Origin of the sequence: Mycobacterium paraense, assembly GCF_002101815.1 — a bacterium.
GTDB lineage: Bacteria > Actinomycetota > Actinomycetes > Mycobacteriales > Mycobacteriaceae > Mycobacterium > Mycobacterium paraense.
In genome coordinates, this window is record NZ_LQPM01000020.1 from 43,965 (window position 1) to 68,589 (window position 24,625).

Consider the following 24,625-nt stretch of genomic DNA (forward strand, 5'->3'; position numbering starts at 1 on the left):
GTTACCCCTGCCAGTGCGGGCTCGACGTCAGCACTTGCGGGCCGTAGGAGGTGATCAGAACGGCCTCACGCCCGAACACCGCGCCGACTCCCTGCTGCCAGACGTAGCCGGTCACGGCAAGGACCATTCCCGGCTCGAGCCGTTCGTTGGCCGCGGTGCGGGGCAGGTGCTGGGACACCACCGGCGGGTCGAAGCCCATGCCCAGGCCCCGGGCCACCGGCATCGGGGGCGCCGGCTCACCGGCGGCTTCGTAGGCGGCCAGCAATTCGCCGGCCGCGGCGCCGGGCTGGCATGCCGCTAAGAGCCTGGCGCACAGCTTGTCCCAGCGGCGGTATAAAGCCGACGCACCGCCGGCACCACCCGCGGGCCAGGTCCGGCCGACCTCGCCCATGTAGCCCCCGGCCAGCACGCCGGCCGAGAACGCCACCAGGTCACCGTCTTTCACGCGGCCGTCACCGTCGACCCGCCGCCACGGGTGATCCGGCGACGTGATCCAGGCGAATTCCTGGTTGGCCGGCGTGCTCACGCCGCCGGCCGCCATGGCCTCCAGCATGACGCCGGCCAGCGTTTGTTCGCGCACGCCCGGCTGCAGCTCGGCCACCGTGGCGGCCAGGCCGGATTCGGCCACCGCGATCGCCGCCCGCAGCGCCGCCACCTCATCGTCCGTCTTGATGCGCCGGGCGGCGCGCATGGCGCGTTCCCCGTCGACCAGCTCCGCGTTCGGGAACGCCGTGGGCAGCAGCTGCGCGAAAGCCGGTGAGAGCGCGTCGGTTCCGACGCGACGAGCCGAGGCCGCACCGTCGATGCGCCGCAGCGCGGACATCGTGTTCATCGGGTTCCACGAGATGCCATAGAGGTTCTCGTGCGGGATGTCGTGGGGGACGCCTTCGTCCCAAGTGCTGAGCAGGTGGATGGCGCCGGTTTCGCGCACCAGCACGCAGGACGGGCCGAAGGGCCGGGTCCCGGCGACCCACAGCTGCGGGGCGCCGGTGACGTAGCGGATGTTGGCCTGGCGCCCGAGGACCAGGACGTCGAGGTCGTGTGCCGCCATCTGCTCGAGCGCGCGCTCGCGGCGCCCCAAGCGCAGGTCACGAGCGTCGGGGAGGACTTCAGTTGCCATAGGGGGCGTAGGGGTAGTCGGTCAATCGAATCGTGCCTTCCTCGGTAATCACCACGACCTCTTCGCTGCGGTAGCCACCGGTGCCGTCCTCCCAGACCACCGGTTCCAGGACCAGCACCATGCCCTGCTGCAGGACGAAATTGTCGTCGAACTCCTGTCCCAGATCCGTCCCGATCATGGGCATTTCGGCCGCATTGACGCCGATGCCGTGGCCGAGATAGAAGTGCGGAAGCCAGGGCCGGCTGCCGCCGTTGGCCGCAATGGCGGCTCGGCCGAGATCACCGGCGGTAACGCCGGCGCGAGCTACGCCCTCGACGGCGGTCATGATCTCCTGCCATTTCTGAAACTGTGCCCGCTGGCGCGGCGCCGGGTCGCGGCCCACCAGCCACGTGCGGCCGAAGTCCGAGCAATAGCCGTGGTAGGTGATGCTGACGTCGGTCCACAGCACGTCGCCCTCGGCCAATGCGCGCTCGGTGCTCAACAGCGGCAGGGCCAGGTCGCCGTGTGTCGTCCACACCCCCTCCGCCTTGCTGGGCGGCATCACCTGCCAGATCGGCTCCAGCATGCTGGCCATGGCCCCCAATTCGAAGGCCCGCCGCAAAAAGCTTGCCGACAGGTCGCTTTGGCGGACGCCGGGAGCCAAAGCCTTCTGCACGTCCACCATCGCCTCGTCGCTGATCCGAACCGCGGCGCGGATGCAGGCCAGTTCGTCCGGGGTCTTGACGACCTTGGCGGCACTGACGATGGCGGACGCATCGGCGGGACCGCCGTTGGGGAACAACGACTTCGCGGCGCGGGACATCGCACCGGTGCACTCGTCCACCGCGATCACCGCGCCGGCCGGTACCAGATCGGCCAACCGGCGAGCGAAATCGGCTACGCCTTCGTCGAATTCGAGGTAGACCGGCTCGTGCAGGTGGTCGGCGGGCAGCTCCGACTCGTGCGCGGCGCCCGCCCGGAAGGGCAGGAACAGATGCGGCCATTCGTCGTCGGCGACGATCACGGCCACCGGCCGCTCGACGTAGGACATGCCGGCGTCGCCCAGCGGCCAACTCGTGCCGGTGGCGTAGACCACCGCGCTGTTGCCCAGCAGGATCAGCGCGTCGACGCCGCGTTCGGCCATCGCCGCCCGCAGTCGAGTCCCGGTCTCGCGGCGCATCCGCGTCAGGTCAGGTGTTTCGGGAATCGCCAGCCCGCCGGCCGGCGCGACAGCCGTCACTTACAGCCCCAGGAATTTGGTCACGTTGCCGCTGACGATGCGGGCCGCATTCTCCGGCCCGACGGCGTCGACGACGGCGGCCAGCGACTTTTCGGAATAGCCGTAGGTGCTTTCGTTGTGCGGGTAATCGCTGGACCACATCACCTTGTCCACACCGATCTTGTCGATCAACTGCAGGCCGAGGGGGTCGACCATGAACGACGCGCTCATGTGGTTGTCCCAGTAGTAGCGCACGTCGTGCTCCAGCGGCCGGTTGAACATGTGCTGATAGGAGGCCACCAGGTGCTCGGCGTCCTGCAGCGCCCACGGAACCCACGAGATGCCGCCCTCGAACCAGCCGAGGCGCAGCGTCGGGTGGCGGTCGAGGATGCCGCCGAAGATGTACTTGGCGAACGTCTCCCGGAATCCGTCGATGTTGATCATCATGCCGACCACCACGCTGTTGAACTCGGTCGGGCTTTTCGGCGGGGTCTCCCCGATGTGGTGGGTGATCGGCAGGCCGGCGGCTTCGATCTCGTCCCACACCGGGTCCATCGACGTGCTCGAGTAGTCGATCGGGTTGCCGTCGTCGTCCTTACCCGGGTTGAGCGGCATCAGGAACGTCTTGAGCCCCAACGACTTCAGCTCCTCCAGCGTTTGCCGGGCGCCTTGCGGGTCCCACCAGTTGATCAGCCCGGCACCGTAGAAGTGGCCGTCCGAGCGCTCCTGCAGCTCCGCGATGTACTCGTTGTAGATGCGGAAGGCGAGTTCGCGAAGCTTCTTGTCCGGGTAGTGGAACAGCGCCAGCACCGCGTTGGGGAACGCCAGTTCCTTGTCGACGCCGTCCTCGCGCAGCTCCTGGATGCGGGCCTCGATGTTGGTGCTGGCGGCCCCGGGCAGGTCGTCGTACTGCATCAGCACCGCGCTGAAGTCACCCGGCAGGAACGACTGGCCCTTGCGACCCACCTGATAGGCGCCGTCCTCGTACCAGATCCGCGGCGCCTTGTCCTTGAGCTCCTCGGGGAAGCGCTCGTAGAAGATATCTGCGGCCAGGGAGATGTGGTTGTCGGCGGAAAAAACCACCGTCCCTTCCGGCAGCCCCACGTTGCTGCCGACGGCGTGCCCGCGCCGATCCTTCGGTGCGCCAAAGCCTCCCGGCGGATAAAGCGAAACGCTGCTTGTCTGAGTCGTCATCATTGACCCTCCATTCCGGATCGGCTTTTTCGAGAGTAATCAGGTCGGCTCACCAGGTCACCGGCAATTCGTAGACGCCGTAGGCGAGCCGGTCGTGCTTGAACGGCACCTCCTCGAACGGGATGCCCAGCTCCAGCGTCGGGACCCGGCGCAGCAGCGTGCGGTAGACGATTTGCAGCTCCGCGCGGGCAAGCTGCTGCCCGACACACTGATGCCTGCCGTAGCCGAACGCGACGTTGCGGTCCGCGCCGGACCGGTGCAGGTAGAGCCGGTCCGGCTCGGTGAAGGCGCGTGCATCCCAGTTCGCCGGCGCCAGGTCGATGATGATGCCGTCTCCGGCGCGGATGACCTCGCCGGCGATGGTGATGTCCTCGAGGGCCACGCGGCGCTGGCCGTTCTGGATGATGCTCAGGTAGCGCAGCAGTTCCTCGACCGCGTTCGCGACGATCTTGGGGTCCTCGGCGTCGCGGATGACGGTCAGCTGGTCCCGATTCTGCAGCAGCGCAAGCACGCCCAGCCCGATCATGTTCGAGGTGGTCTCGTGGCCGGCGATCAGGAGACCGGTCCCCAGCTGCGCGGCCTCCTTGACGCTGAGTTCCCCGGCCTTGACCCGCTCGGCCAGGTCGGACACCGCGTCTTCGGCTGGGTCTTCCATCTTGGCCTCGACCAGCTGGGCGAGGTACTTGTTGAGGCTCATCGCGCCCTTGACGGTGTCCTCCCCCGTCGCGTAGCGCGCGAGCCCGACGTTGGCGTGGTGCTGGAACATGTCCGCGTCTTCGTACGGCACCCCGAGCAGCTGGCTGATCACCAGCGACGGGACCGGCAGGGCGAGCGCGGTGACGAGGTCGGCGGGCTGCGGTCCGGCGAGCATCGCGTCGATGTGGTCGTCGGTGATCTTCTGGATGCTCGGCCGCAACCCTTCCACCCGCTTGAAAGTGAAGGGCTTCGACAGCATCCGCCTGAAGCGGGTGTGTTCCTCGCCGTCGGAGGTGAAGACGGATCGCGGGCGCTTGTGCACGGTGGACAACATGCCCTCGTTCCAGTGCGGAAACCCGGGCGTGCGGTCGTCGACGCTGACCCGCGAATCGGAGAACAGCTCCCGCACCTGGTCGTAGCCGGTGACGAGCCACGGCGTGCTGCCGTCCCAGATCCGAACCCTGCTCAGCGGCTTGGCCGCGGCGAGCGCCATGACGTCCGGCGGCGGGGCGAACGGGCAGCCCGCATCCCGAGCCATCGGATAGTCCGGAATGTGCGGGGCCGCTTCGGTCTTGGTGCTCGTCAGTGTGTCCGACATTTCATTCCTCGATGTGAATGGCCAGTGCGGGGCAGGCCGCGGCCGCGCGTCGCGCGTCGTCGGCCTGCTCGGGCGTTGGATGGGGATTGAGCAGAACGACCACGCCGTCGTCGTCGCGCTGGTCGAATACCTCGGGCGCGTTCATGACGCAGTTGCCCGATGACGCGCAAATGTTCTGGTCGACCGTGACTTTCATCCGCGCCCCCTAGTCGTCCGGTGTCACGGGCCCCAGCCACAGGCCCACGATCGCGTCGATGAGGCCGGATGCCGCTGCGCGCCAGGATGATTGGTGCATCGACGAACCCGCCGCCAGCGCGCGTTCACGGTCGGCGCAGGTGTGCATCAACAGGTTGCGGGCCATGATGTTGCGTTCGAATCGCACCTCGGCCGGCAAGTTGGGCAGGCAATCGTTGATCCCGTCGACGACCTGAACCAGCGACGGCGAGCTGAGTGCGCCCTTGACGATGATGTTGTAGTACGCGGGATCGGTCATCGCCTGCGCCGCGAAGCGCGCGTACCAGGTGGGGTTGCCGAGCTGCTCGAGGTGGTCGGTGAGCGGGCGCACCAGGCAGGCCACCCAGCCCCGCATATCGGCCGACCCGCCCGATTCCAGCAGCTCGGCCACCATGCGTTCGCGAAGCTGCTCTACGGGACCGCGGTGCTTCTGCTCGATGGCGCGCACCAGGTCTGCCTTGGTGCCGAAGTGATAGCCCACCGCGGCGTTGTTGCCCTGACCGGCGGCCTCGCTGACCTGACGGTTCGACACCGCGAACATGCCGTGCTCGGCGTAGAGCCGTTCGGCCGCCACCAGGATCGCCTCCTGGGTAGAGCTGGCCCGCTCGGTGCGAACGGCCCTTCCTGCGGTCGTCATCCCGTTAGTCAACCCCGTCCCTCGCTTTAAGTCAAGCGCTTGATTTAAATCCTGCCGACGCTCCGGTGCGGTCATCCTTCGGGCTTCTTGGACCGGATCGCCTTGCCCGCCGAGGTCCCACCGTCGACCGGGAGCACGGTCCCGGTGACGTAGCGCGACCGGTCGGTGGCGAAATACAGCGCCGCTTCGGCGATGTCGTCGGGGGTGCCCTCGCGTTTCAGCGGACGGTCCTCCCTCATCGTCTGGCGAATCCGCGCCTCGAACCGGACGATCTGCTCGGGATCCATATCCACCGCGGACTTCGACACGATCGGGGTCGGGATATTGCCCGGTGCGATGGCATTGACCCGAATTTCGTAGTGGGCCAATTCGATTGCCGCGCATTTGGTGAACTGGATGACCGCGGCCTTGGACGCGCGGTACGTCATCACGCCGGCGCCGGCCTGAATGCCGCCGATAGAGGTCACGTTGATGATCGATCCCCCACCGTGTTCGGCCATGTGCTTACCGGCTTCTCGGGTGCCCGCCATCACGCCCAGGACGTTGACCGCCATGACGCGGTGGAAATCGGCCAGGTCGTCGTCGAAGAACCGGCGATGCATCTTGCTCGAGATCCCGGCGTTGTTGACCATGACGTGCAAACCGCCGAACTTCTCGACGGCCGCTGCCACCAGCGCGCCGGCCTGTTCGGGATCCGATACGTCCGTATGCCGGAAGACAGCATCCGGGCCCAACGCCGCCGCCAGGGCTTCGCCGTCGCCGGTTGCGACATCGGCGATGACGACACGCGCGCCCTCGGCTACAAACCTCTCGACCATGCCGCGACCCAGACCCGATGCCCCGCCGGTGACGATGGCGACTTTGCCTGCCAGCTCGTTGACCACACGACGAGTTAATCGGCGTCGGGCGCGTTAAGTCAAGCAGTTGATTTAAGCAGCCTCGGGCGAGCAGGCCGTATATCAATTCACTTTCGAAAGTGGAAGGCTGAGGGCACCGCTTCATCGGCTACTTCGGGAGGGTTCGACTATGAAGGTCTTGGTTATCGGCGGCACGGGACTGATCGGCTCGCAGGTCATCGCCGATCTGACCGCGCTGGGACACGAGGCGATCTCGGCCTCGCCCCGCTCCGGCGTCGACTCCGTCTCCGGCGAGGGTCTCGCCGAGGCGGTGGCGGGCATGCACACGGTGGTGGACGTGTCCAACTCGCCGTCCTTCGACGACGACCCCGTCATGCACTTCTTCACGGCGTCGACCAAAAACCTTCTCGCCGCCGAGCGCGCGGCCGGCGTGCGCCACCACGTCGCCCTCTCGATCGTGGGGGCCGACCGCGCCCCGGACAGCGGCTACATGCGGGCCAAGGTCGCCCAGGAGAAGCTGATCGTGGAATCGGGTAACCCGTATTCGATCGTGCGGGCGACGCAGTTCTTCGAATTCGTCACGGCCATCGCCGATTCGGCGACCGAGGGCGACACCGTCCGCCTGCCGGTCGGGGCGTTCCAGCCGATCGCGGCCAAGGACGTCGCCACCGCCGTCGCCGGCGCGACGATCAGCGAGCCGACCAACGGCATGACCAACATCGCCGGCCCCGAAAGGCGCGGAATGGACGACTTTATCCGGGCCGCCCTTTTGGCGGCCGGCGATCCACGTCAGGTGATGGGGGATCCCGAGGCCCGCTATTTCGGCACCAAGCTCGACGAGCACACGATCGTGCCCCTCGACAGCGAGGACCCGACGATCTACCCCACCCGCTTCAGCGACTGGGCGGCCGCGCGGGCGACCAGCGGCGCGCTCTAAGCGCCCGCGGGGCCGACGGGGGTCACCGATGCCACGGGTCGCGATGATCACGGGGGCCAGCCGGGGCATCGGTGCGGCGACCGCGCGGGTCCTGGCCGGCCGCGGATTTCGGGTCGTCGTCAACCACCGCGCCAGCGGCCAACAGGCCGAGGAGGTGGTTGCCGGCATCACCGCGGCCGGCGGTGAGGCCGTCGCCGTTCGGGCCGACGTCACCGTGCCCGGGGACGTCTCCGCCATGGCCGACGAGATTGCCCAGCGCTGGGGCGGCGTCGACGTGCTGGTGCACAACGCGTTGATCCCGTTCGCCGTCACCTCGTTCGCCGACCTCACCTGGGAGCAGCTCGGCGGCAAGCTGGAGGCGGAACTGCATGCCGCATACCTGCTCACGAAGGCCGTTGCGCCGCACATGGTTTCGCGCGGCTACGGCCGGTTGATCTATCTCAGCACCGGACTGTCCCGGCGTCCGCGCGACGGGATGATCGCGCTGGGCACCGCGAAGGCGGCGTTGGACCAGTTCGTCCGGTACGTCGCACTCGAGCTCGCCCCGCACGGGATCACCGCCAACCTCGTCGCACCGGCGACCGTGAGCGGGACGGCGGTGACCGGCCAACTGACGCCGGACCGGGTGCGCGCGCTCGGAGAGGCCGCTCCGATGGGACGGCTGGTCACGCCGGATGAGATCGCGCACACCATCGCGTTCCTGGCCAGCGAGGAGTCCGGTTTCACCACCGGGCACTACCTGCCGATCAACGGCGGACTTGCGATGGACTGAGGCGGCCATGCACACCATCGACCTGGCCTACGCCGGCCGCGGCATCCACGAGGAACTGGTCGCCTATGTCGCCGACCAGGAGGGCTACTTCCGCGACGAGGGCGTCCACGTCGCCGTGCGCGACGGGATCGCATGGGACACAGAGCGGCTCCGCTCCTGCGCGACGATCGGCCTGGGTCGGGCGCTGTTATCGCGGCTGACCGACGGCGTCGAGTGGACGGTGCTGAGCGTGAACACCCACCGCCCGTTGTTCTGGTTCCTCGGCGGCCCCGGCGTGCGGACCATGGCCGACCTTCGCGGCCGCCGGCTCGCCGTGCACGCGGCGCACACCGCCCCCGGCTGCTTCGCGCGGATCGTGCTGCGCCAGCACGGGCTTGACCCCGACCGAGACCTGGACTGTATGGCGCGGCCACCGGGTGACTACCAGATGGATCTGCGCCGCTTGCGCGATGGTTCGATCGACGCGGCCTATGTCGGCAGCACCCTGGCGCCCGAGCAGGTCGCCGCGGAGGAAGGCTGCCACGTGCTGGCCTGGGTAGGTGATCACTTCCAGATCCCTACCGTCGGAGTGGCGGTCGACGCGACGCGAATTCGAATCGACGCTCCCGCGGTGCAAGCGGTGGTGCGGGCCAACCAGCGCGCCCTTCGGACCATCGCCGACAGGCCGGATCTGACCATCGATTACATGGCGTCGTTTCTCAACCGGCTGACCCGTGCCGAGGTGCGACGCCACTACGAGCGCTACGTCGGCCCGTACTTCACCCCCGACGGCCGGGTGGATCTCGACATCGCCCGCCGCGCGGTCGACGCCGTCGCGGCCGAGCTCGGCGCGCCCTCGGCACCGGCCGACCAGATCTACCAGCCCGCCTGAGCGCGGGCACGCCGGTACTTGCGTTCCGGCCCGCGGCCGAGCACGGTATAAGGCGCCGGGGGCGATTCGACTGGAGACGAGGAGCGCTCGATGCCCGTGCTACCCACCAGCGGGGTGCCCTTCGATGCCGCGCGGCTCAGCAGGCGCGGCTTCATGGCGGCCGGCATCGCGGGCGGCCTCGCGCTGGCGGGCTGCAGCCATTCCAACTCCCAGGTATCGGGCGCCGCGGCGCAAATGGCAGCGGCCATCGCCGCCGCCGAGAAGGCGCGGCCGCACAGCGGGCGCACCGTGACCGCCAGCCTGACGCCCCAGCAGGTCCAGGTCGATCTCGGCGGCCCGATCGCGCGTACCTTCGCCTATGGCAACAACATTCCCGGCCCGCTGATCCGGGCCAAGGTCGGTGACGAGCTGGTCGTCACGGTCTCGAACCGGCTGGACCATCCGACGTCGGTGCACTGGCACGGCGTCGCGCTGCGCAACGACATGGACGGCGCCGCGCCTGCGACCCCGAACATCCCGGCCGGCCAGGACTTCACTTACCGGTTCTCCGTGCCGAATTCGGGCACCTACTGGGCGCACCCGCACACCGGCCTGGACGCCGACATGGGCCTCTATCTGCCGGTCATCGTCGACGACCCGAGCGACGGCGACTACGACGCCGAATGGGTTGTCGTCCTTGACGACTGGACGGACGGCATCGGAAAGAGCCCGCAGCAGCTCTACAACGAGCTCACCAGCCCGAACAAGACCAGCCGCTCGAGCATGCCGACGACATCGGCGACCTCGAGCTCACCAACCTCGACAACCTCGACGACTTCGACAACCTCGATCTCGACAACTTCGACGACCTCGACGTCCGGCATGCCCGGGATGTCCAACAACGGCGGCGGCACAAGCGATCTGCTCGGCGGCGACGCCGGGGACATCGACTACCCCTACTACCTGATCAACGGCCGGATCCCCACGGCGCCCACGACGTTCAACGCGAAGCCGGGCCAGCGCATCAGGATCCGGTTCATCAACACGGGCTCCGACACCGCGTTTCGCGTCGCGCTGGCCGGGCACTCGATGACCGTCACCCACACCGACGGTTATCCCGTGGTCCCGACTCAGGTCGACGCCCTGCTGATCGGCATGGCGGAACGCTACGACGTGATTGTGACGGCGGCCGACGGCGTCTTCCCGCTGGTCGCGCTCGCGGAAGGAAAGAACAGCCTGGCGCGCGCGCTGCTGTTCACCGGAACCGGCAGCCCACCCGGCCCTGAGTTTCAGCCGGCCGAACTCGGCAAGCGGGTGGGCACCATCGGAATGTTCACGGCCACAACGCCCGTCAACCTGGGCCGGCCCCAGCCCGACCTGAACCTTCCCGTCGTGCTGGGCGGCAACATGATGCAATACAACTGGACGATCAACGGAAGGCCCTACGCCAACACGGATCCGCTTCACGTCCGAGAGGGCGAACGGCCCACCATCACGTTCGACAACCCCACGATGATGTACCACCCAATTCACCTGCACGGGCACACTTTCCAGCTGATCAATGCCGATGGCGGCCCCGGCGCCCGCAAGGACACCGTCATCGTGCTGCCCAGGCAGAAAATCGTCGCCGTGCTGGTCGCCGACAATCCGGGCCTGTGGCAGTTGCACTGTCACAACACCTACCACCAGGACGCCGGCATGCAGACCCGGCTGGACTACACCTTCTGAGTTCATGCCGTCGCGAAAAAGTCCAGCAGCAACCGGTTGACCGCCGACGGCTGCTCGATCTGCGGGCAGTGACCCGCCCGCGGAATCACCTCCGAGCGGCCACCCTCGATCTGTTTCGCGATCTGCTCGGCCCAGCCCGACGGGAGGAGCTTGTCGTCGCCGCCCTCGACGACGAGCGCCGGCACGCCGATGCGCTCGTAGGCGCGCGCGCTCGACGGGGTCGAAGGCGGCGCGGCTGTAGTGTTCTGTGGGCGCCGAAACCGCGCCGCTGCCACCGCCTCCCACGCACCGGGCGCGGTACTCGACTCGTAGCGGCGACGGACGTAATCCTCGTCCGCCGGGTAGCCGGGATCGCAGAACAACGCCTCGACGATGCGGCGCATCGCCGGCAGGGTCGCGTCATATTGCTGCAGCGCATCGAAATGCCGATTCTGCTGGATCTCCCCGCCCCCGCAGATCGCCACCAGGCTGCGGATCGGCAGCCGCGGGCTCTCGGAGGTGGCGTCGGTGAGCAGGTTGATGGCGCCCATCGAGTTGCCGACGAAGTGGGCCGAGTCGATGCCCAGCAGCTCACAGAACCGCGCGATATGGCGAATTCGCATGCCGCGGCCGTCGACGAAGTCGATGACCTTGGCCGACTGCCCGAAGCCCAGCTGGTCCGGCGCCAGCACCCGGTATTGCGTGGCGAGCGCGGCGATGTTGCGTTCCCACCCGAGTTCGGCGCTGCCGCCGAACTCGCCGCCGTGCAACAGCACCACCGGGTCGCTCTCGCCGGCCTCCAGATAGCTGGTGGTCAGTCCGTCGACCAGCGTCGTCTTGCGATGAATCTCCATCACTTGATCGCGATCGGGTTCACCGGGGAGCCCACGGCGCCCACGACCCTCAATGGTGGTGCGATGAGCTGGAATTCGTACACGCCGTCGGCTGCGCAGTCCTCGGCCAGCGCGGTGAGATCCCAGTATTCGCCGAAAATCATTCCCATGTCCCGCAGGCAAAGACAATGCAGGGGGAAGGTAATGCCGTCGACTCCGGACACCAGGTCCTCGACCTGGAGGTTGTCGGCCGCGACCGCCGCCACCTCGTGATCGTGCAGCCACGAGGCGCAGCGCCAGTCCAGGCCCGAGTAGCCCTCCATCTTGTTCCCGGTCTGCGCGAACCTCGTCCACCAGCCCGTGCGGATCAACACGATGTCGCCCCGGCCGACCGTCACCCCTTGTGCGCGAACAACGTCGTCGAGCTCCTCCGGCGTGATCGGATTCCCGGCTTCCAGGAAGACCTCCGCGCCGCGGTGGCGAACGAGGTCCAGCAGCACACCGCGGGACGTGATGCCCTTGCCGTCGACCTTGTCGATGCCGCAATGAAAGGCCCCCATGCTGGTCACCGAATCCGCCGGGAAGCCGTTGTAGAGCTGGTCGTCGTAGTAGACGTGGGACAGCGCGTCCCACTGGCTCGCCGCCTGCAGCGGCATGATGATCATGTCGTCGTTGAAGCGGAACGGGTTGTCGGCGGTCATATAGCCACTCAGCTGATGCGCCAACGGGTTTCGCGGCCACTGGGGCCCGTACTTGGTCAGCGTGTTCACGTCGCCGCCGTCCACGGTCATGACGTGCACGGGGTTGTGCCGAAACTCGAAGGCGCCCTGCGGGCCCGACGCGCCGAAGTCCACCCCGAGCGGAAACACCTTCCCATGACGCACCAGGCCGGCGGCCTGGGCAACCTTGTCCGGGGTGATGAAGTTCAGCGTGCCCAGCTCGTCGTCGGCTCCCCAGCGTCCCCAGTTGGACACGTCACGGGCGACCCGCCGAAAATCAGTCAAGTCCGCCACGGGGCTCCTTCCTCGAGCTCACGGGCGATCGCGGCGCCCACGTTTCCGCCGTCGACCCAGATGATCTGTCCCGTGATGTAGCTGGCTGCACGACTATTCAAGAAGAGCAGCACCGCCGCCTGCTCGGCGGGGTCGGAAACCCGGCCCAAGGGCTTCGGGATGTCATCGAGGAAGCCCTGCCCGTACGCCGCGCGGAGCTGATCCAGGATCGGGGTCTCGGTGACCCCGGGGCCGGAGCAGTTGATGCGGATGCCCTTGGCGCCCAACGGCGTAGCGCTGCGCATGGTATAGAAGATGATCGCCTCTTTGGACACCTGATAGCCGTTGCCCAGCGCGTCGGGATGGCTTTGGCACCAATCGAGCCCCTGTTGCATCGTCGAGGTATTCAGCAGTGGCGCCACCACCCCCGCATGCTCCCGGTAGCCCGCGGCGGCAAGCGAGGACACGCTGACGATCGACGAACCGGAGGGCATCTTCGCGATCAGCGCCTCGGTGACATGCCGCAGCCCGAGGAAGTTGATGGTGACCACCAGCGGGGGGTTACCGATCCCGGACGAGACGCCGGCCACGTTGAACAGCGCGTCGACCGGCCCATCGATGGACGCCACCGCGCGGTCGATCGAATCCGGGTCGGCGAGGTCGATCTCGTGAAACGCGTTGGGCTCGAAGGAGGGCCGGCGCTTATCCAGGCCGACAACCTCGGCGCCGAGTTCGCTGAGCTGGCGCACCACGTGCTCCCCGATGCCCGACGCGCAACCGGTCACCACGGCGCGGCGCCCGTCATAGCGCCACAGCTCGTCGAGTCGTCCCATCGCTGTCCCTAGCTCAGGTCGCCCGGTCTCACTTGCCTTGTTGCTCCTTGAGACGCTGCGCGGCCTGGACGCGTCCCTCGTTGATCTCCGCCATGGCTTCGGGGATCTCGCTGGCGGTGAACTTGTCGCGCCCGGTGGGCAGCCCGCCGAAGGCGTACGTCTCGTCGAACAGCGGTGCGGTCGACTTCGGCCGGCGCGCCTCGACCTTCTCGATGACCGGCGCCAGCCGCTTGGCCTTGTCGGCGACCGCCTTGGCGTCGCGCTCGATGAACTCCGGCAGCACCTCTTTGCCCATCAGCTCGATGGATTCCATCGTGCCCTCGTGGCTGCGCGGATTGAGCAGCAGGATGATCTCGTCGACGCCGCTCTCCTCGTAGCCGCGCAGGAATTCGCGGACGGTGGCGGGAGATCCGATCGCGCCCCGCCCGGGGCCGTAGGCCAGCGTCGGGTCCTTCTCGACCTCCTCGAGGTAGCGCTTCCACACGCCGGTCCGCCCGGGGGTGTGCACGCCGGTCATGTAGTAGTGCATGATCCCGAACGAGAAGAAGCCGCCGCCCTGCCCGAGCAGCTGCAACGCCCGCTCGTCGGTCTTGGCGACCATCATGGACAGGTCGCCGCCGATGGCCAGGATGTTCGGGTTGATCGCCGGCGTGACCGGCGCACCGTTCTCCTCGAACTCCTTGTAGTAGCCGTTCACCCGCTCGGTCAGCGGTCCCGGCCCGGTGTAGGCGAAACTCAAGGCGCCGATCGCCTTTTGGGCGGCCATCTGCACGCTGGCCGGCCGCGTGCAGGCGACCCAGACCGGCGGGTGCGGCTTCTGCAGCGGCTTGGGAATCACGTTGCGCGCCGGCATCTGGATGTGCTCGCCTTTGAAGCCGGCGAACGGCTCCTCGATCATGCAGCGGATCGAGACCTCGAGGGCCTCCTCCCACTGCGCGCGCTTGTCGGCGGGATCGATGTTGAACCCGCCGAGTTCACCGACGGAGGAGGACTCGCCGGTGCCGAACTCGACCCGCCCGTTGGAAAGCAGGTCGAGGGTGGCGATGCGCTCCGCCACCCGGGCCGGGTGGTTGACGGCGGGCGGCAGGTGCATGATGCCGAACCCCAGCCGGATGTTCTTGGTCCGCTGGCTTGCCGCTGCCAGGAATATCTCCGGCGCGGTGGAATGGCAGTACTCCTCCAGGAAGTGATGCTCGGTGAGCCAGACGGTGGAGAACCCGGCCTTGTCGGCGGCCTCCACCTCGTCCAGGCAGTCCTGCAGCAGGACGTGTTCGTCGTCCGGTGCCCAGGGCCGCGGCAGGGCGAATTCGTAGAACAATGAAATTTTCATTTGCTACCTCCTATGAGAACTACAGGGTCTGCTTTGCGGCATGGGCTGCAACGTGTTTCGCTGCGACGAAGCCGAAGGTCATGGCGGGGCCGATGGTCGCCCCGGCGCCGGCATAGCTGCGGCCCATGACCGGTGCCGCGGTGTTGCCCACCGCGTACAGTCCCCGGACCACCGTGTCGTCGTCGCGCAACACCCGGGCGTACTCGTCGGTGCGCAGGCCACCCGAGGTGCCCAGATCGCCCAGGACGATGCGAAACGCGTAGTACGGCGGGCCGCCCAGCGGGTGCAGGTTGGGATTCGGCAAGGTCGGGTCGCCGTAGTAGTTGTCGTACACGCTGTCCCCGCGGTTGAAGTCGTCGTCGTGGCCCTTGCGTGCGAGTTCGTTGAAGCGACGGGCGGTTTCGGCAAGCTGGTTCGCCGGAACGCCGATCTCGGCCGCCATCTCCTCCCACGTCGCCGCCGCCTTCACGACGCCCGATTCCAGCCAGGCCCGCGGGACCTTCCGCCCGGTCGGCACCGGCGCCCCCGGGATCTTCGGTATCGGCAGGTGGCCGCCGACGACGTAGCGGTTCCACGACCGGTGATCGGTGATGAGCCAGCACGGGATGTGGGTGATGCCCGTTTTCTGGCCGTCAATCATGGCGTGGCCGAAGTCCATGTAGGGCGCCGCCTCGTTGATGAAGCGCCTGCCCTCGCCGTTGACGATGAACTGCGCCGGCATCATTCGTTCGTTGAGCATGAACTGCATCCGGCCGTCGGGCCACTGGATCGCCGGGAACCACCACGCCTCGTCCAGCAACTCCGTTGCCGCCCCCACCTTTTGGCCCGCGCGGATGCCGTCGCCCATCGCGGCCGGATTGCCGAAGCTCCAGTCCTGGTCGACCACGGGAAGCTGCTCTTTGCGCCACGCGAGGTCGTGGTCGAAGCCCCCCGACGCCAGGATGACCCCGAGGCGCGCGCCGACGCGTAGGGTCCTGCCGTCCCTCTCCACCGCCGCGCCGGTCACCGAGCCGTCGGCGTCGGTGAGCAACTCCACCATCGGCGCTTCCAGCCACAACGGGATGCCGCGTTCTCGCATGGCCAGCCGCAGCCGGGCCGCCAGTGACTGTCCGATCGCCGCCATCCGCTCGCCGAACACCCTGGCCCGGACCATCCGCGAAATCAGCTTCAGCAGGACGCCCTTGCCGGCCCACGACTGCCTGATCCGGTAGAATGTGCGCAATTCCTTGGGCCCCAGCCAGATTCCCTTCGGAGCCAGCGCCAGGGGCTTGAGCAACTTCTGCTCGTCGACGCCCAGCTTTCGCAGGTCGATGGGCGGCACGTTGATGGTGCTGCCCAATTCCGAGCCACCGGGCAGCTCGGGGTAGTAGTCGGCGTAGCCGGGCTTCCAGACGAACTCGAACCAGCCCGAGAGGTTTTCGAGGAATTCCAGCATTTGCGGCGCGGAGTCCACGTACTGCCGTATCCGCGCCTCGCTGACCAGGCCGTCGGTGATCCTCAGCAGGTATTTGACGACCTCTTCGGGTGACGGGTTATAGCCCTCCCGGCGCTGGGCGGGCGCCCCGGGCACCCAGATGCCGCCACCCGAAAGGGCAGTGGAGCCGCCGAAATGCGGCGACTTCTCCACCACCAGCGCGTCCAGCCCGGCGGCCTGGGCGGTCAACGCGGCCGTCATGCCGCCGCCGCCGGATCCAACGATGAGTACGTCGACCACATGATCGAAGCCGTCCACCGTCGAAGGGGCGGCGCTCATTTCGGCAGCGCCGTTCGGATGGCGAAGCCGGCGATCAGTTCGGCGGCCGGTTTGTAGTAGCGCACGGTCGTCTGGTAGGGCCCGGCCGTCGCCAGGGCCGCGAAAGCCGCCACCCACGTCCGGATTTCGTGCGCGGACGAGCCGCCCTCGTAGGTGACGAACGAGTTCGACCACTGGTCGAGATCGTCGAGGGTTCCGTCGTCGAGGACTTCGAGCAGCCGGTGGTCCCATGCCGGGTTCAGTGGCTGCAGGTCACTTTGGCCGCCGGCGAAGTCCTTGGCCGCCTCGATCACGGCCGCCTGCCGGGCCTGCCGCTGCTCGGGGGTCATCGGCCGGCCGTCCACGATCCGCTCCAGCACCGCCGGGGGCGCGCTCGCGAGCGTCGGCACCGGCGGACTGTGGGAAAGCCCGCCGGAGCCCAGCACCAGGACGCGCTTGTCCAGGGTGGCCAGGTAGGCGCCGACGGCGGTACCCAGCGCGCGGCAGCGATGCAACGGCCCCAGCGGCACCGCGATGGCGTTGACGAAGATCGGGATCACCGGGCGCGCGGACGCGTCGCCGAACAGCTTCTCCAGCGGCTGCACGGTGCCGTGGTCGACGTCCATTCCGGCCGACACCGCGATGTCCACGCCGGCGTCGAGGATGGCCTTCGCGCAGTCGGCCGCCAGGTCCTCGGGAACGTCGAGCGGACCGGCGTGGGTGCCGTAATCGCCAACCCCGTTGGCGCGCATCCCGATACAGAACGGCGGCATCACCCTGTAGAAGAACCCGTTGTAATGGTCCGGTGAGAAAATGACGACGAGTTCGGGATCGTAGTCTGCGACGAAGTCGCGCGCCTGCGCGATCGCGCCGTCGATGTCGTCAAGCAGGTCCCGCGACGGCCCCGGAAGATTCAGGAGCGGGCTGTGCGACATACAGCACAGAGCCAGTGTCACTGTGGAGATCACCCCCTCCCGGCGTGAGGGTGAGGGTCTCCAGCAGCGACGCGCTCAGCTCGGGTGCGAGCTGAGCGATGCAGGCGCCCGCGATGCACCGATCGGGCCGCAGGAACAGCACCGATTCCTGATGGGTGTCGAACCAGGATTTGACCGCGCCGAAGCGATCACCGACCACCACGACGTCCGGGTCGTCGTGGCCGGTCCAATGCAGCTGGGTCAGGGGCCGCAGCGCAATGAACCGCGCGCCCACGGCTTTCCACTGTGCGAACGCCGTGTCGCCGAGGATCTTGCGTGGGTTGTTGTTCCAGCAGAGCACCGCGAACCAATCCCCCAGCACGTCGTCCAACAGCACGTCCTGCTGGGTGCGGGTGTCCACCCGGGGCTGGACGAACAGCGTGCCCACCGGCGATTCGGCGCGGCGCGCCGGGCCATGTACAACTGCGCCCTGCTCGTAGCGGGGCATCGGCTTGAACCGCATCTCCAGCACATACCGCTTGAGGGAGGGCACAATTGACGCCGACCGCACGAGGAGGTCCCGCGCGGTGGCGATCCTGCGGTCGGTCGGCGAGATCACCCGGCCCACCATCGTGGACAGGTCGATCATCGCCCGCGCGTGCTTGCGCCGCTCGATGTCGTAGGTGTCCAACAACCGGTCGTCGGCGCGCCCGGTCACCACCGCCGCGAGCTTCCAGCCCAGATTGGCCGCATCGCGGATCCCGCTGTTGTAGCCCTGCCCCTGCCAGACCGGCATCAGGTGTGCCGCGTCGCCCGCCAACAACAGCCGGCCACTGCGGAACGCGCCGGCGATTCGCGAGTGATGGGTGTAAACGCGCCGGCGGATCACGTCGACCCGGTCGGGGTACGGCACCATCCGCGCCAGCATCCGCGTCAGAAAGGCCGGATCTTCGGCCTGCTCATCGGTCTCGTCGGCGTGAATCATGAACTCGAACCGGCGAATTCCGTGCGCGATCGAGATCGAGGCGTACGGCCGTTCCGGGTCGGCGCCCACCTCGCTGTTCGGGTGGCCCAACGGGTCGTTGGCGATGTCGACGACCAGCCAGCGGGTCGACGACGTCGTCCCGTCGAAGGACACCCCCATCATCCGGCGGGTCATGCTGCGCCCGCCGTCGCATCCGACGACGTAGCGCGCGCGTACGGTTTCAGTGTCGCCGTCGGTGCCGCATTCGACGCTCACCGCGTCGTCGGTTTGCACGCACGAGGTCATCGGGCGGTTCCACCGCACCTCGACGTGGTCGAATCTGTCCAGGCCGCGCAGCAGTTCGGCGTCGACGAGCGGCTGCACGAAGCCGTTGCGCTTCGGCCAGCCGAAACGCGCGTCGGGCGGGGCCATTTCGGCCAGCACGCGGCGCTTGCCGTCGACGAAACGCAGGATCTGGTTGGGCACGGTGTGCGGCAGGATCCGGTCGACCAGCCCGATCGATTGGAAGGTGCGCAACGCCTCGTCGTCGAGCCCCACCCCGCGGGGATAGTCGATCAGGCTGTCGCGCTCGTCGACGACCAGCGTCCGGACGCCTTGCAGGCCAAGGATGTTGGCCAGGGTCAGGCCGACCGGCCCGGCGCCGACGACCACTACGTCGACGTCGGTTACCGGTGTCTGCTGCCCCGTGGCGCCCATCACCGTCCCAGCAGGAAGTCGAGGTGCAGGCGGTTGAAGGTCTTGGCGTCCTCGTACTGCGGCCAGTGCCCGCAGCCCGGCATCACCTCGAAGCGGGCATTGGGGATCATCGAGGCGATGCGGCGGCCCTCGGTCACGTCGGCGGTCGGGTCGTCGCTCGTCCACAGCACCAGCGTCGGGGCGATGATGGCGCCGTACTCGTCCGGCCCCAACAGGTTGCGCGCGCGAATCTCCGGATCCTGCAACGCCATGATGTCGCGCATGGCCTCCACGAAGCCCGGTTGGCGGTACACGCGTTGGCGGCTGGCGACCAGATCGTCGTAGTCCTTGGACTTGTCGGCCATCAGCCATTTGATCCGCGCCTGCACCGTCTCCCAGGTCGGGTTCTCGGCGGCGGCCATGGACAGCGTGATGATCCGCTGCATCACCACCGGATCGGCCTGGGACCCGCCCGCGGTGTTGAGGACCAGCCGGTCGACCACGTCGGGATGGTCGACCGCGGCGCGCGCGGCCACCCAGCCGCCCAGCGATTCGCCGCTCAGGCAGGCGCGATCGACGCCGATGGTGCGCAGCACGGCCATCAGGTGCTCGACGTAGTGGCGAACCTCCAGCGGGTGTCCCGGCTTGTCGGTGTAGCCGTGGCCGAGCATGTCGATCGACCAGGTCCAGAAGTGCTCGCCGTGCGCCGCCAGGTTGCGAACGTAGGCCTCGGCGTGGCCGCCGGATCCGTGCAACAGCATCAGCACGGGCTTGCCCGGATCGCCGGCGCGCAGGTACCGAGTCCGCACTCCGCCCGCCTCGAGGTAGCCCTGCTCAAACGCAACGCCCTGGAGATCGCTCCATACGCTCTCGAACTCCGCCACGGTTCCTCTCTGGCCTCCAACGGTGGAAATCTGCTTCTCGATTTCGGCGTATCCGATGTGCTAATATCGCACACTGATGTGCGATATATATAGAGCTTCGCTCTCGTGGCCAGGTCTGTCAAGGCCATGACGAGTTCGGGAGCGGGTTCTCAGACGCTGTCCCGGGGGCTTACCGCATTGCAGATGGTGGCCGACGCCCCGGGTGGGCTGACCGTCCAGCAGCTCGCCGACCAGGTCGGCGTGCACCGCACCATCGCCTACCGATTGCTGACAACGCTGACCCAATTCCGGCTGGTGGCCAAGGGAGAAGACGGGCGTTACCGCCCCGGCGCCGGGCTCGCCGTCCTCGGCGCGTCGTTCGACCGCAACGTGCGGCAACTGAGCCTGCCGACGCTGCGCGCCCTGGCCGACGAACTCGGCACCACCGTGTCGTTGCTCATCGCCGAGGGCGACCAGCAGGTGGCGATCGCGGTGATCGTGCCCAGCCATGTCGCCTACCAACTGTCCTTCCACGAGGGCAGCCGGTATCCGCTCGACCGCGGCGCGGCCGGCATCGCGCTGCTCGCGAGCATGCCGCCGCGCCCCGGGGAGCGAGAGCTCGTCGCGCGCACCCGCGAACGCGGCTGGGTGATGACGTACGGGGAGATCGAACCGAACACCTACGGCCTGGCCGTGGCGGTCCGCCGCCAGGCGCCGTCGCCGCCCACCTGCATCAACCTCATCTCGCACCGGGAAGACGTCGTGCTGCGCGGCAGGGATGCGGTGGTCAAGGCCGCAAAGCAGTTGTCGGAGCTACTGAGTTAGCCACGAGCCGAAGGGATTGCAGTCGATGTCTTGGGACCATGAAGTCGACGTCGTCGTGCTGGGCAGCGGCGCCGCCGCGCTCACGGCCGCGCTGACCGCGGCGGTCGCCGGCGCCTCGGTGGAGGTCTTCGAGAAGGCACCGACCGTCGGGGGGACCACCGCCGTGTCGGGCGGCATCGCCTGGATCCCGGCCCACAACCGTTCTCCCGACGGGGAATTGACGGCTGACGACGCCCTGCGCTATCTGCGCGCCCAGTCGCTGGGTTCGATGGACGACGCCCTGGTCGAGACCTTCGTGCGGACCGGTGCGGCGATGCTCGAATTCGTCGAGGCCCACAGCGGCGTGCGCTTCGAGATCGCGACCGGCTTCCCCGACTACCAGCCTGAGCTGCCGGGCGGACGCCCGGCCGGGGGCCGGTCGCAGAGTCCGGTTCCGTTTGACCTCACCGAGTTGGGCGATTGGGCGACGCGCATCACCTCGTTTCCAGCCGACTGGTCCAACGTCGGCTTCGACGCCGAGACCAGAGCCCGCCTGCACGCGGCGATCGACGAACGAACCAGCCACCTGTGCGTGGCCGGCACCGCCCTGATCGCGGGCCTGCTCAAGGGTCTGCTCGACGCCGGCGTGACACCGCGGGTCAATGCCCGCGCCGAAGAGCTCATCGCCGAGGCGGGGGAAATCACCGGGGTACGGGTCGAGTCGGCGGGCACGAGCGTCAGCGTGCGGGCCCGCCGCGGCGTCATCCTCGGCACCGGCGGCTTCGAATGGAATCCCGCTCTGACGCAAGCTTTTCTGCGCGGTCCGATGCACGGCGCGGTGTCCCCGCCGTACAACACCGGCGACGGGCTGCGCATGGCGATGGCGCGCGGCGCGGACCTCGCCAACATGGGCGAAGCGTGGTGGGTGCCGATCGTGCAGATCCCCGGTGACACCATCGAGGGCAAGCCGCGCAGCCGCAGCGTCCGCCTGGAACGGACGCGCCCGCGGAGCATCATCGTCAACGCCGCCGGGAGGCGCTTCGTCAACGAGGCGTGCGATTACAATTCGATGGCCGGCGCGTTCCAGTACCTCGATCCCCGCGGCGGCTACGTCAACGACCGCGCCTGGATGGTCTTCGATTCAGTTCACTTGCAACGCTACGGGTTTCTGGGTGTCCAACCCGGAGACCCCGCACCCGAGTGGTTCTGCGAATCGGCGGACCTGACCGAGTTGGCCGCCAAGACCGGGATCGACGCCGACGGCCTCACCCGCACCGTCCAGCAGTGGAACCGCCAGGTGGCTGCCGGCGCCGACCCCGACTTCGGGCGCGGCTCCAGCGCCTACGACGGTTACTGGGGCGACGACACCGCCACCACCCTGGCCGGGAAGACCCTCGGTCCGATCGACACCGCCCCCTTCTACGCGGTGCCCGTATCCATCGGTTCCATGGGCACCAAGGGCGGACCGCGCACCGACCCCGACGGGCGCGTCCTGCACGTCAGCGGGGAGCCGATACCGGGCCTGTTCGCCGCCGGCAACGCAATGGCCGGTGTGACCGGCCGGGCCTACGGCGGCGCCGGTGGAACGATCGGTCCGGCAATGGTTTTCGGCTATCGCGCGGGCCATGCCGCCGCCACTGGGAAGTCCGTCGATCTAGACTAGTTCCATGACGTCGCTCGTGTGGGACCAGCACACCTGCCTGCCGCTGCAGGCGGACACCGACGTCGACCCCCTGACCCGCTACCGGCGCCCCGCGGGCGCCTTGGTGTCCGTCAACGCGGGTTATTCGCCCCACGCGTTCGACGACGCGAGCGCCCTGCTGCGGCATTATCGTTCGGCCGTCGATGCCCACCCGCAGCTCGAGTTGGCCGACACCCTCAACGATGTCGACGCGATCACCCGCGGCGGCCGGATCGCCGTGGTGTTCGACCTCGAGGACTCCGCTCCCCTCGACGGCGATCTCGACAACCTGGCCGCCCTCGCCCGGCTCGGCGTGCGCACCCTGCTGCCCACCTATAACCACGCCAACTCCGCCGGCAGCGGTTGCCTGGACGCCACCGACGGCGGCCTCACCCCATGGGGCCGTTCACTCGTCCGCGAAATGAACCGGGTGGGCGTCGTCCCCGACGGTTCGCACTGCAGCGCCCGGACCGGGCTCGACATGTGCGAAATCTCCGACGGTCCAGTCATTTACAGCCACTCCTGCATGCGGACGGTGTGGAATCACCCGCGCAACGTCACCGACGACCAGGCCCGCGCCTGCGCCGCCACCGGCGGCGTCATCGGGATCACCGGCGTCGGCATCTTCCTGGGACCCAACACGCCGACCCTGGACGCGATGGCGCGCCACCTGGAGTACGCCGTCGAGCTCGTCGGCATCGACCACGTCGGTGTCAGCACCGACTTCTCGTTTGATTTCGCGGATTTCCACGACGAAGTCGCCCGCAACCCGCACCTGTTCGACGACAGCTACACCCGCTGGGGACCGATCCAGTGGATGCCACCCGAGACCTTCTTGGAGCTCGAGCAGCACCTGCGCGGCCGCGGGTGGCGCGACTCCGACGTCGCCGCCGTGCTCGGCGGGAACTTCTATCGGGTTGCGCAACGCGTCTGGCGCGCGTAGTCCGTAATCCCTTGGTTCACTTTGGTTTCAGTGGCCCCAAGGCGGGCGTTTTTGTCGGTGGGTGTTCGTAGGTTGGGGGCATGGGTGCAAGCAGTCGTGAGGAGATCGTCGAAGTCTTCGACGCGCTCGATCACACTGTGGACCGCTTGTGCGCGTTGTCGTTTGACGTGTTCACCACCCCGGAACGGTTACGCGCCCTGGAGCGCCTGGAAAAGGTGGCGCGCCGGCTGCGCGCACCCCAGCACGCGTTGATCAACCAACTCGAGGCCCAAGCCAGCAAGGCCGAGTTGGGCGGCACGCTGCGCTCGGCGCTGGCCGACCGGTTACGCATCACCAAAACCGAGGCCGGCCGGCGCATCGAGGAGGCCCAGGACCTCGGTGAGCGCCGCGCGCTGACCGGTGAGCCGCTGGCCCCCACACTGGCCGCGACCGCCGCCGGCCAACGCCAGGGGTTGATCGGCGACGGACATATCAAGATCATCCGCAGCTTCTTCACCCACCTACCCCCCGAGGTGGACGTGTTCACCCGCGCGCACGCCGACACCGACCTGGCCGCCAAAGCCCGCGACTATCGCCCCGACGAGTTAGCCCAATACGCCCAACGCCTCATTGGCGTGCTGCACCCCGACGGGGACTTCAGCGACGCCGAACGCGCCCGCCAGCGCGGCATCACCCTCGGCGCGCAGCAATGCGACGGCATGTCACCCATCAGCGGGCTGATCACCCCGGAGCTGCGGGCCGCCGTCGAAGCCCTGCTGGCCAAACTCGCCGCCCCCGGAGCCTGCAACCCCGACGACGACATCCCGGTGGTCGATGCCATCCCCGACGAGGATGCGGCACGGCGCGATCAGCGCTCTGGACCGCAGCGCAACCACGACGCTTTCCTGGCCGCGCTGCGCGCCCTGTTCGCCTCCGGGAAACTCGGCCGACACAACGGGCTACCGGTGTCGATCATCGTGACCACCACGCTCCAAGATCTAGAGGCGGCCGCGGGCAAAGCGCTCACCGCCGGCGGCACCCTGGTCCCGATGTCCGATGTGATCCGCTGGGCCGGCCACGCGCATCACTACCTCGCGATCTTCCACAACGCCAAATCACTGGCCCTCTACAGCACCAAACGGATCGCCTCACCCGCCCAGCGCATCATGCTCTACGGCCGCGACCGCGGCTGCACCAAACCCGGCTGCGACGCCCCCGCCTACCACAGCCAGGTCCACCACATCAAAGGCTGGACCACCAC

22 protein-coding genes and 1 pseudogene are annotated in these 24,625 nt (G+C 68.1%); 8 read left to right on the forward strand and 15 right to left on the reverse strand.

Annotated features, from left to right (window positions below; genetic code table 11):
• Position 1: 1 nt before the first annotated feature.
• The 7 genes from AWB89_RS16695 to AWB89_RS16725 form a co-directional block, all read right to left on the reverse strand.
• A complete protein-coding gene (locus tag AWB89_RS16695) occupies positions 2–1,120 on the reverse strand; it encodes a M24 family metallopeptidase (protein WP_085175155.1) in 1,119 nt (372 codons plus the stop codon).
• A complete protein-coding gene (locus AWB89_RS16700; RefSeq protein ID WP_085175197.1) occupies positions 1,110–2,279 on the reverse strand; it encodes a M24 family metallopeptidase in 1,170 nt (389 codons plus the stop codon). The genes AWB89_RS16695 and AWB89_RS16700 overlap by 11 nt, the downstream gene beginning before the upstream one ends.
• 60 nt (positions 2,280–2,339) lie before the next feature.
• Positions 2,340–3,401: an amidohydrolase family protein gene (locus tag AWB89_RS16705; protein WP_174627842.1), complete on the reverse strand. Its 1,062-nt coding sequence runs from the start codon at positions 3,399–3,401 to the stop codon at positions 2,340–2,342.
• 160 nt (positions 3,402–3,561) lie between these two features.
• Positions 3,562–4,806: a cytochrome P450 gene (locus tag AWB89_RS16710; RefSeq protein WP_085175157.1), complete on the reverse strand. Its 1,245-nt coding sequence runs from the start codon at positions 4,804–4,806 to the stop codon at positions 3,562–3,564.
• A 1-nt stretch (position 4,807) separates the two neighbouring features.
• The gene (locus AWB89_RS16715; protein ID WP_085175159.1) at positions 4,808–5,002 is read right to left on the reverse strand and encodes a ferredoxin; all 195 of its coding nucleotides are present in this window, start codon (positions 5,000–5,002) and stop codon (positions 4,808–4,810) included.
• 9 nt (positions 5,003–5,011) lie between these two features.
• A complete protein-coding gene (locus tag AWB89_RS16720) occupies positions 5,012–5,677 on the reverse strand; it encodes a TetR/AcrR family transcriptional regulator (RefSeq protein WP_085175161.1) in 666 nt (221 codons plus the stop codon).
• Positions 5,678–5,748: 71 nt separating this feature from the next.
• On the reverse strand, positions 5,749–6,561 hold the full coding sequence (locus AWB89_RS16725) for an SDR family NAD(P)-dependent oxidoreductase (protein ID WP_085175163.1): 813 nt from the start codon (positions 6,559–6,561) through the stop codon (positions 5,749–5,751).
• Positions 6,562–6,703: 142 nt separating this feature from the next.
• On the opposite strand from AWB89_RS16725, the gene AWB89_RS16730 reads away from it, so the two are divergent.
• The 4 genes from AWB89_RS16730 (at position 6,704) to AWB89_RS16745 (ending at position 10,821) form a co-directional block, all read left to right on the forward strand.
• Positions 6,704–7,471 carry an SDR family oxidoreductase gene (locus AWB89_RS16730; RefSeq protein ID WP_085175165.1) on the forward strand — a complete coding sequence of 256 codons (768 nt, stop codon included), beginning with the start codon at positions 6,704–6,706 and terminating at the stop codon, positions 7,469–7,471.
• Between the two features lie 28 nt (positions 7,472–7,499).
• Positions 7,500–8,243, forward strand: coding sequence for an SDR family NAD(P)-dependent oxidoreductase (locus tag AWB89_RS16735; protein ID WP_085175167.1), 744 nt, complete (start codon positions 7,500–7,502; stop codon positions 8,241–8,243).
• A 7-nt stretch (positions 8,244–8,250) separates the two neighbouring features.
• A complete protein-coding gene (locus AWB89_RS16740; RefSeq protein ID WP_085175169.1) occupies positions 8,251–9,114 on the forward strand; it encodes an ABC transporter substrate-binding protein in 864 nt (287 codons plus the stop codon).
• A 90-nt stretch (positions 9,115–9,204) separates the two neighbouring features.
• Positions 9,205–10,821 (forward strand): multicopper oxidase family protein, encoded by a 1,617-nt coding sequence (locus AWB89_RS16745; protein WP_085175171.1) that lies wholly within the window; start codon positions 9,205–9,207, stop codon positions 10,819–10,821.
• A 2-nt stretch (positions 10,822–10,823) separates the two neighbouring features.
• Here AWB89_RS16745 and AWB89_RS16750 read toward each other — a convergent pair whose 3' ends face one another.
• The 8 genes and pseudogenes from AWB89_RS16750 to AWB89_RS16785 all read right to left on the reverse strand — a co-directional run bounded on the left by AWB89_RS16750 (position 10,824) and on the right by AWB89_RS16785 (position 19,978).
• Complete coding sequence (locus tag AWB89_RS16750) at positions 10,824–11,654, reverse strand: alpha/beta fold hydrolase (protein WP_085175173.1); 831 nt, start codon at positions 11,652–11,654, stop codon at positions 10,824–10,826.
• Positions 11,654–12,646: a cyclase family protein gene (locus tag AWB89_RS16755; RefSeq protein WP_085175175.1), complete on the reverse strand. Its 993-nt coding sequence runs from the start codon at positions 12,644–12,646 to the stop codon at positions 11,654–11,656. The genes AWB89_RS16750 and AWB89_RS16755 overlap by 1 nt, the downstream gene beginning before the upstream one ends.
• Positions 12,634–13,458: a coniferyl-alcohol dehydrogenase gene (locus AWB89_RS16760; protein WP_085175177.1), complete on the reverse strand. Its 825-nt coding sequence runs from the start codon at positions 13,456–13,458 to the stop codon at positions 12,634–12,636. The genes AWB89_RS16755 and AWB89_RS16760 overlap by 13 nt, the downstream gene beginning before the upstream one ends.
• A 28-nt stretch (positions 13,459–13,486) precedes the next feature.
• Positions 13,487–14,788 (reverse strand): LLM class flavin-dependent oxidoreductase, encoded by a 1,302-nt coding sequence (locus AWB89_RS16765; RefSeq protein ID WP_085175179.1) that lies wholly within the window; start codon positions 14,786–14,788, stop codon positions 13,487–13,489.
• A gap of 3 nt (positions 14,789–14,791) precedes the next feature.
• A pseudogene (locus tag AWB89_RS16770) lies at positions 14,792–16,520 on the reverse strand (FAD-binding protein).
• 17 nt (positions 16,521–16,537) lie between these two features.
• A complete protein-coding gene (locus AWB89_RS16775; protein ID WP_241520519.1) occupies positions 16,538–17,455 on the reverse strand; it encodes a 3-carboxyethylcatechol 2,3-dioxygenase in 918 nt (305 codons plus the stop codon).
• Entirely contained in the window at positions 17,403–19,115 is a 1,713-nt protein-coding gene (locus tag AWB89_RS16780; RefSeq protein ID WP_085175187.1) for a bifunctional 3-(3-hydroxy-phenyl)propionate/3-hydroxycinnamic acid hydroxylase, read from the reverse strand. The genes AWB89_RS16775 and AWB89_RS16780 overlap by 53 nt, the downstream gene beginning before the upstream one ends.
• Positions 19,115–19,978: an alpha/beta fold hydrolase gene (locus tag AWB89_RS16785; protein WP_085093149.1), complete on the reverse strand. Its 864-nt coding sequence runs from the start codon at positions 19,976–19,978 to the stop codon at positions 19,115–19,117. The genes AWB89_RS16780 and AWB89_RS16785 overlap by 1 nt, the downstream gene beginning before the upstream one ends.
• 126 nt (positions 19,979–20,104) lie before the next feature.
• Here AWB89_RS16785 and AWB89_RS16790 point away from each other — a divergent pair, with 126 nt between their 5' ends.
• The 4 genes from AWB89_RS16790 to AWB89_RS16805 form a co-directional block, all read left to right on the forward strand.
• Positions 20,105–20,782, forward strand: coding sequence for an IclR family transcriptional regulator (locus AWB89_RS16790; RefSeq protein WP_085175189.1), 678 nt, complete (start codon positions 20,105–20,107; stop codon positions 20,780–20,782).
• 25 nt (positions 20,783–20,807) lie between these two features.
• On the forward strand, positions 20,808–22,424 hold the full coding sequence (locus AWB89_RS16795; RefSeq protein WP_085175201.1) for an FAD-dependent oxidoreductase: 1,617 nt from the start codon (positions 20,808–20,810) through the stop codon (positions 22,422–22,424).
• 4 nt (positions 22,425–22,428) lie between these two features.
• Entirely contained in the window at positions 22,429–23,385 is a 957-nt protein-coding gene (locus AWB89_RS16800) for a dipeptidase (protein WP_085175191.1), read from the forward strand.
• 80 nt (positions 23,386–23,465) lie between these two features.
• Positions 23,466–24,625 (forward strand): HNH endonuclease signature motif containing protein (locus AWB89_RS16805; RefSeq protein ID WP_085175193.1); only part of this gene is annotated, 1,160 nt, incomplete at its 3' end.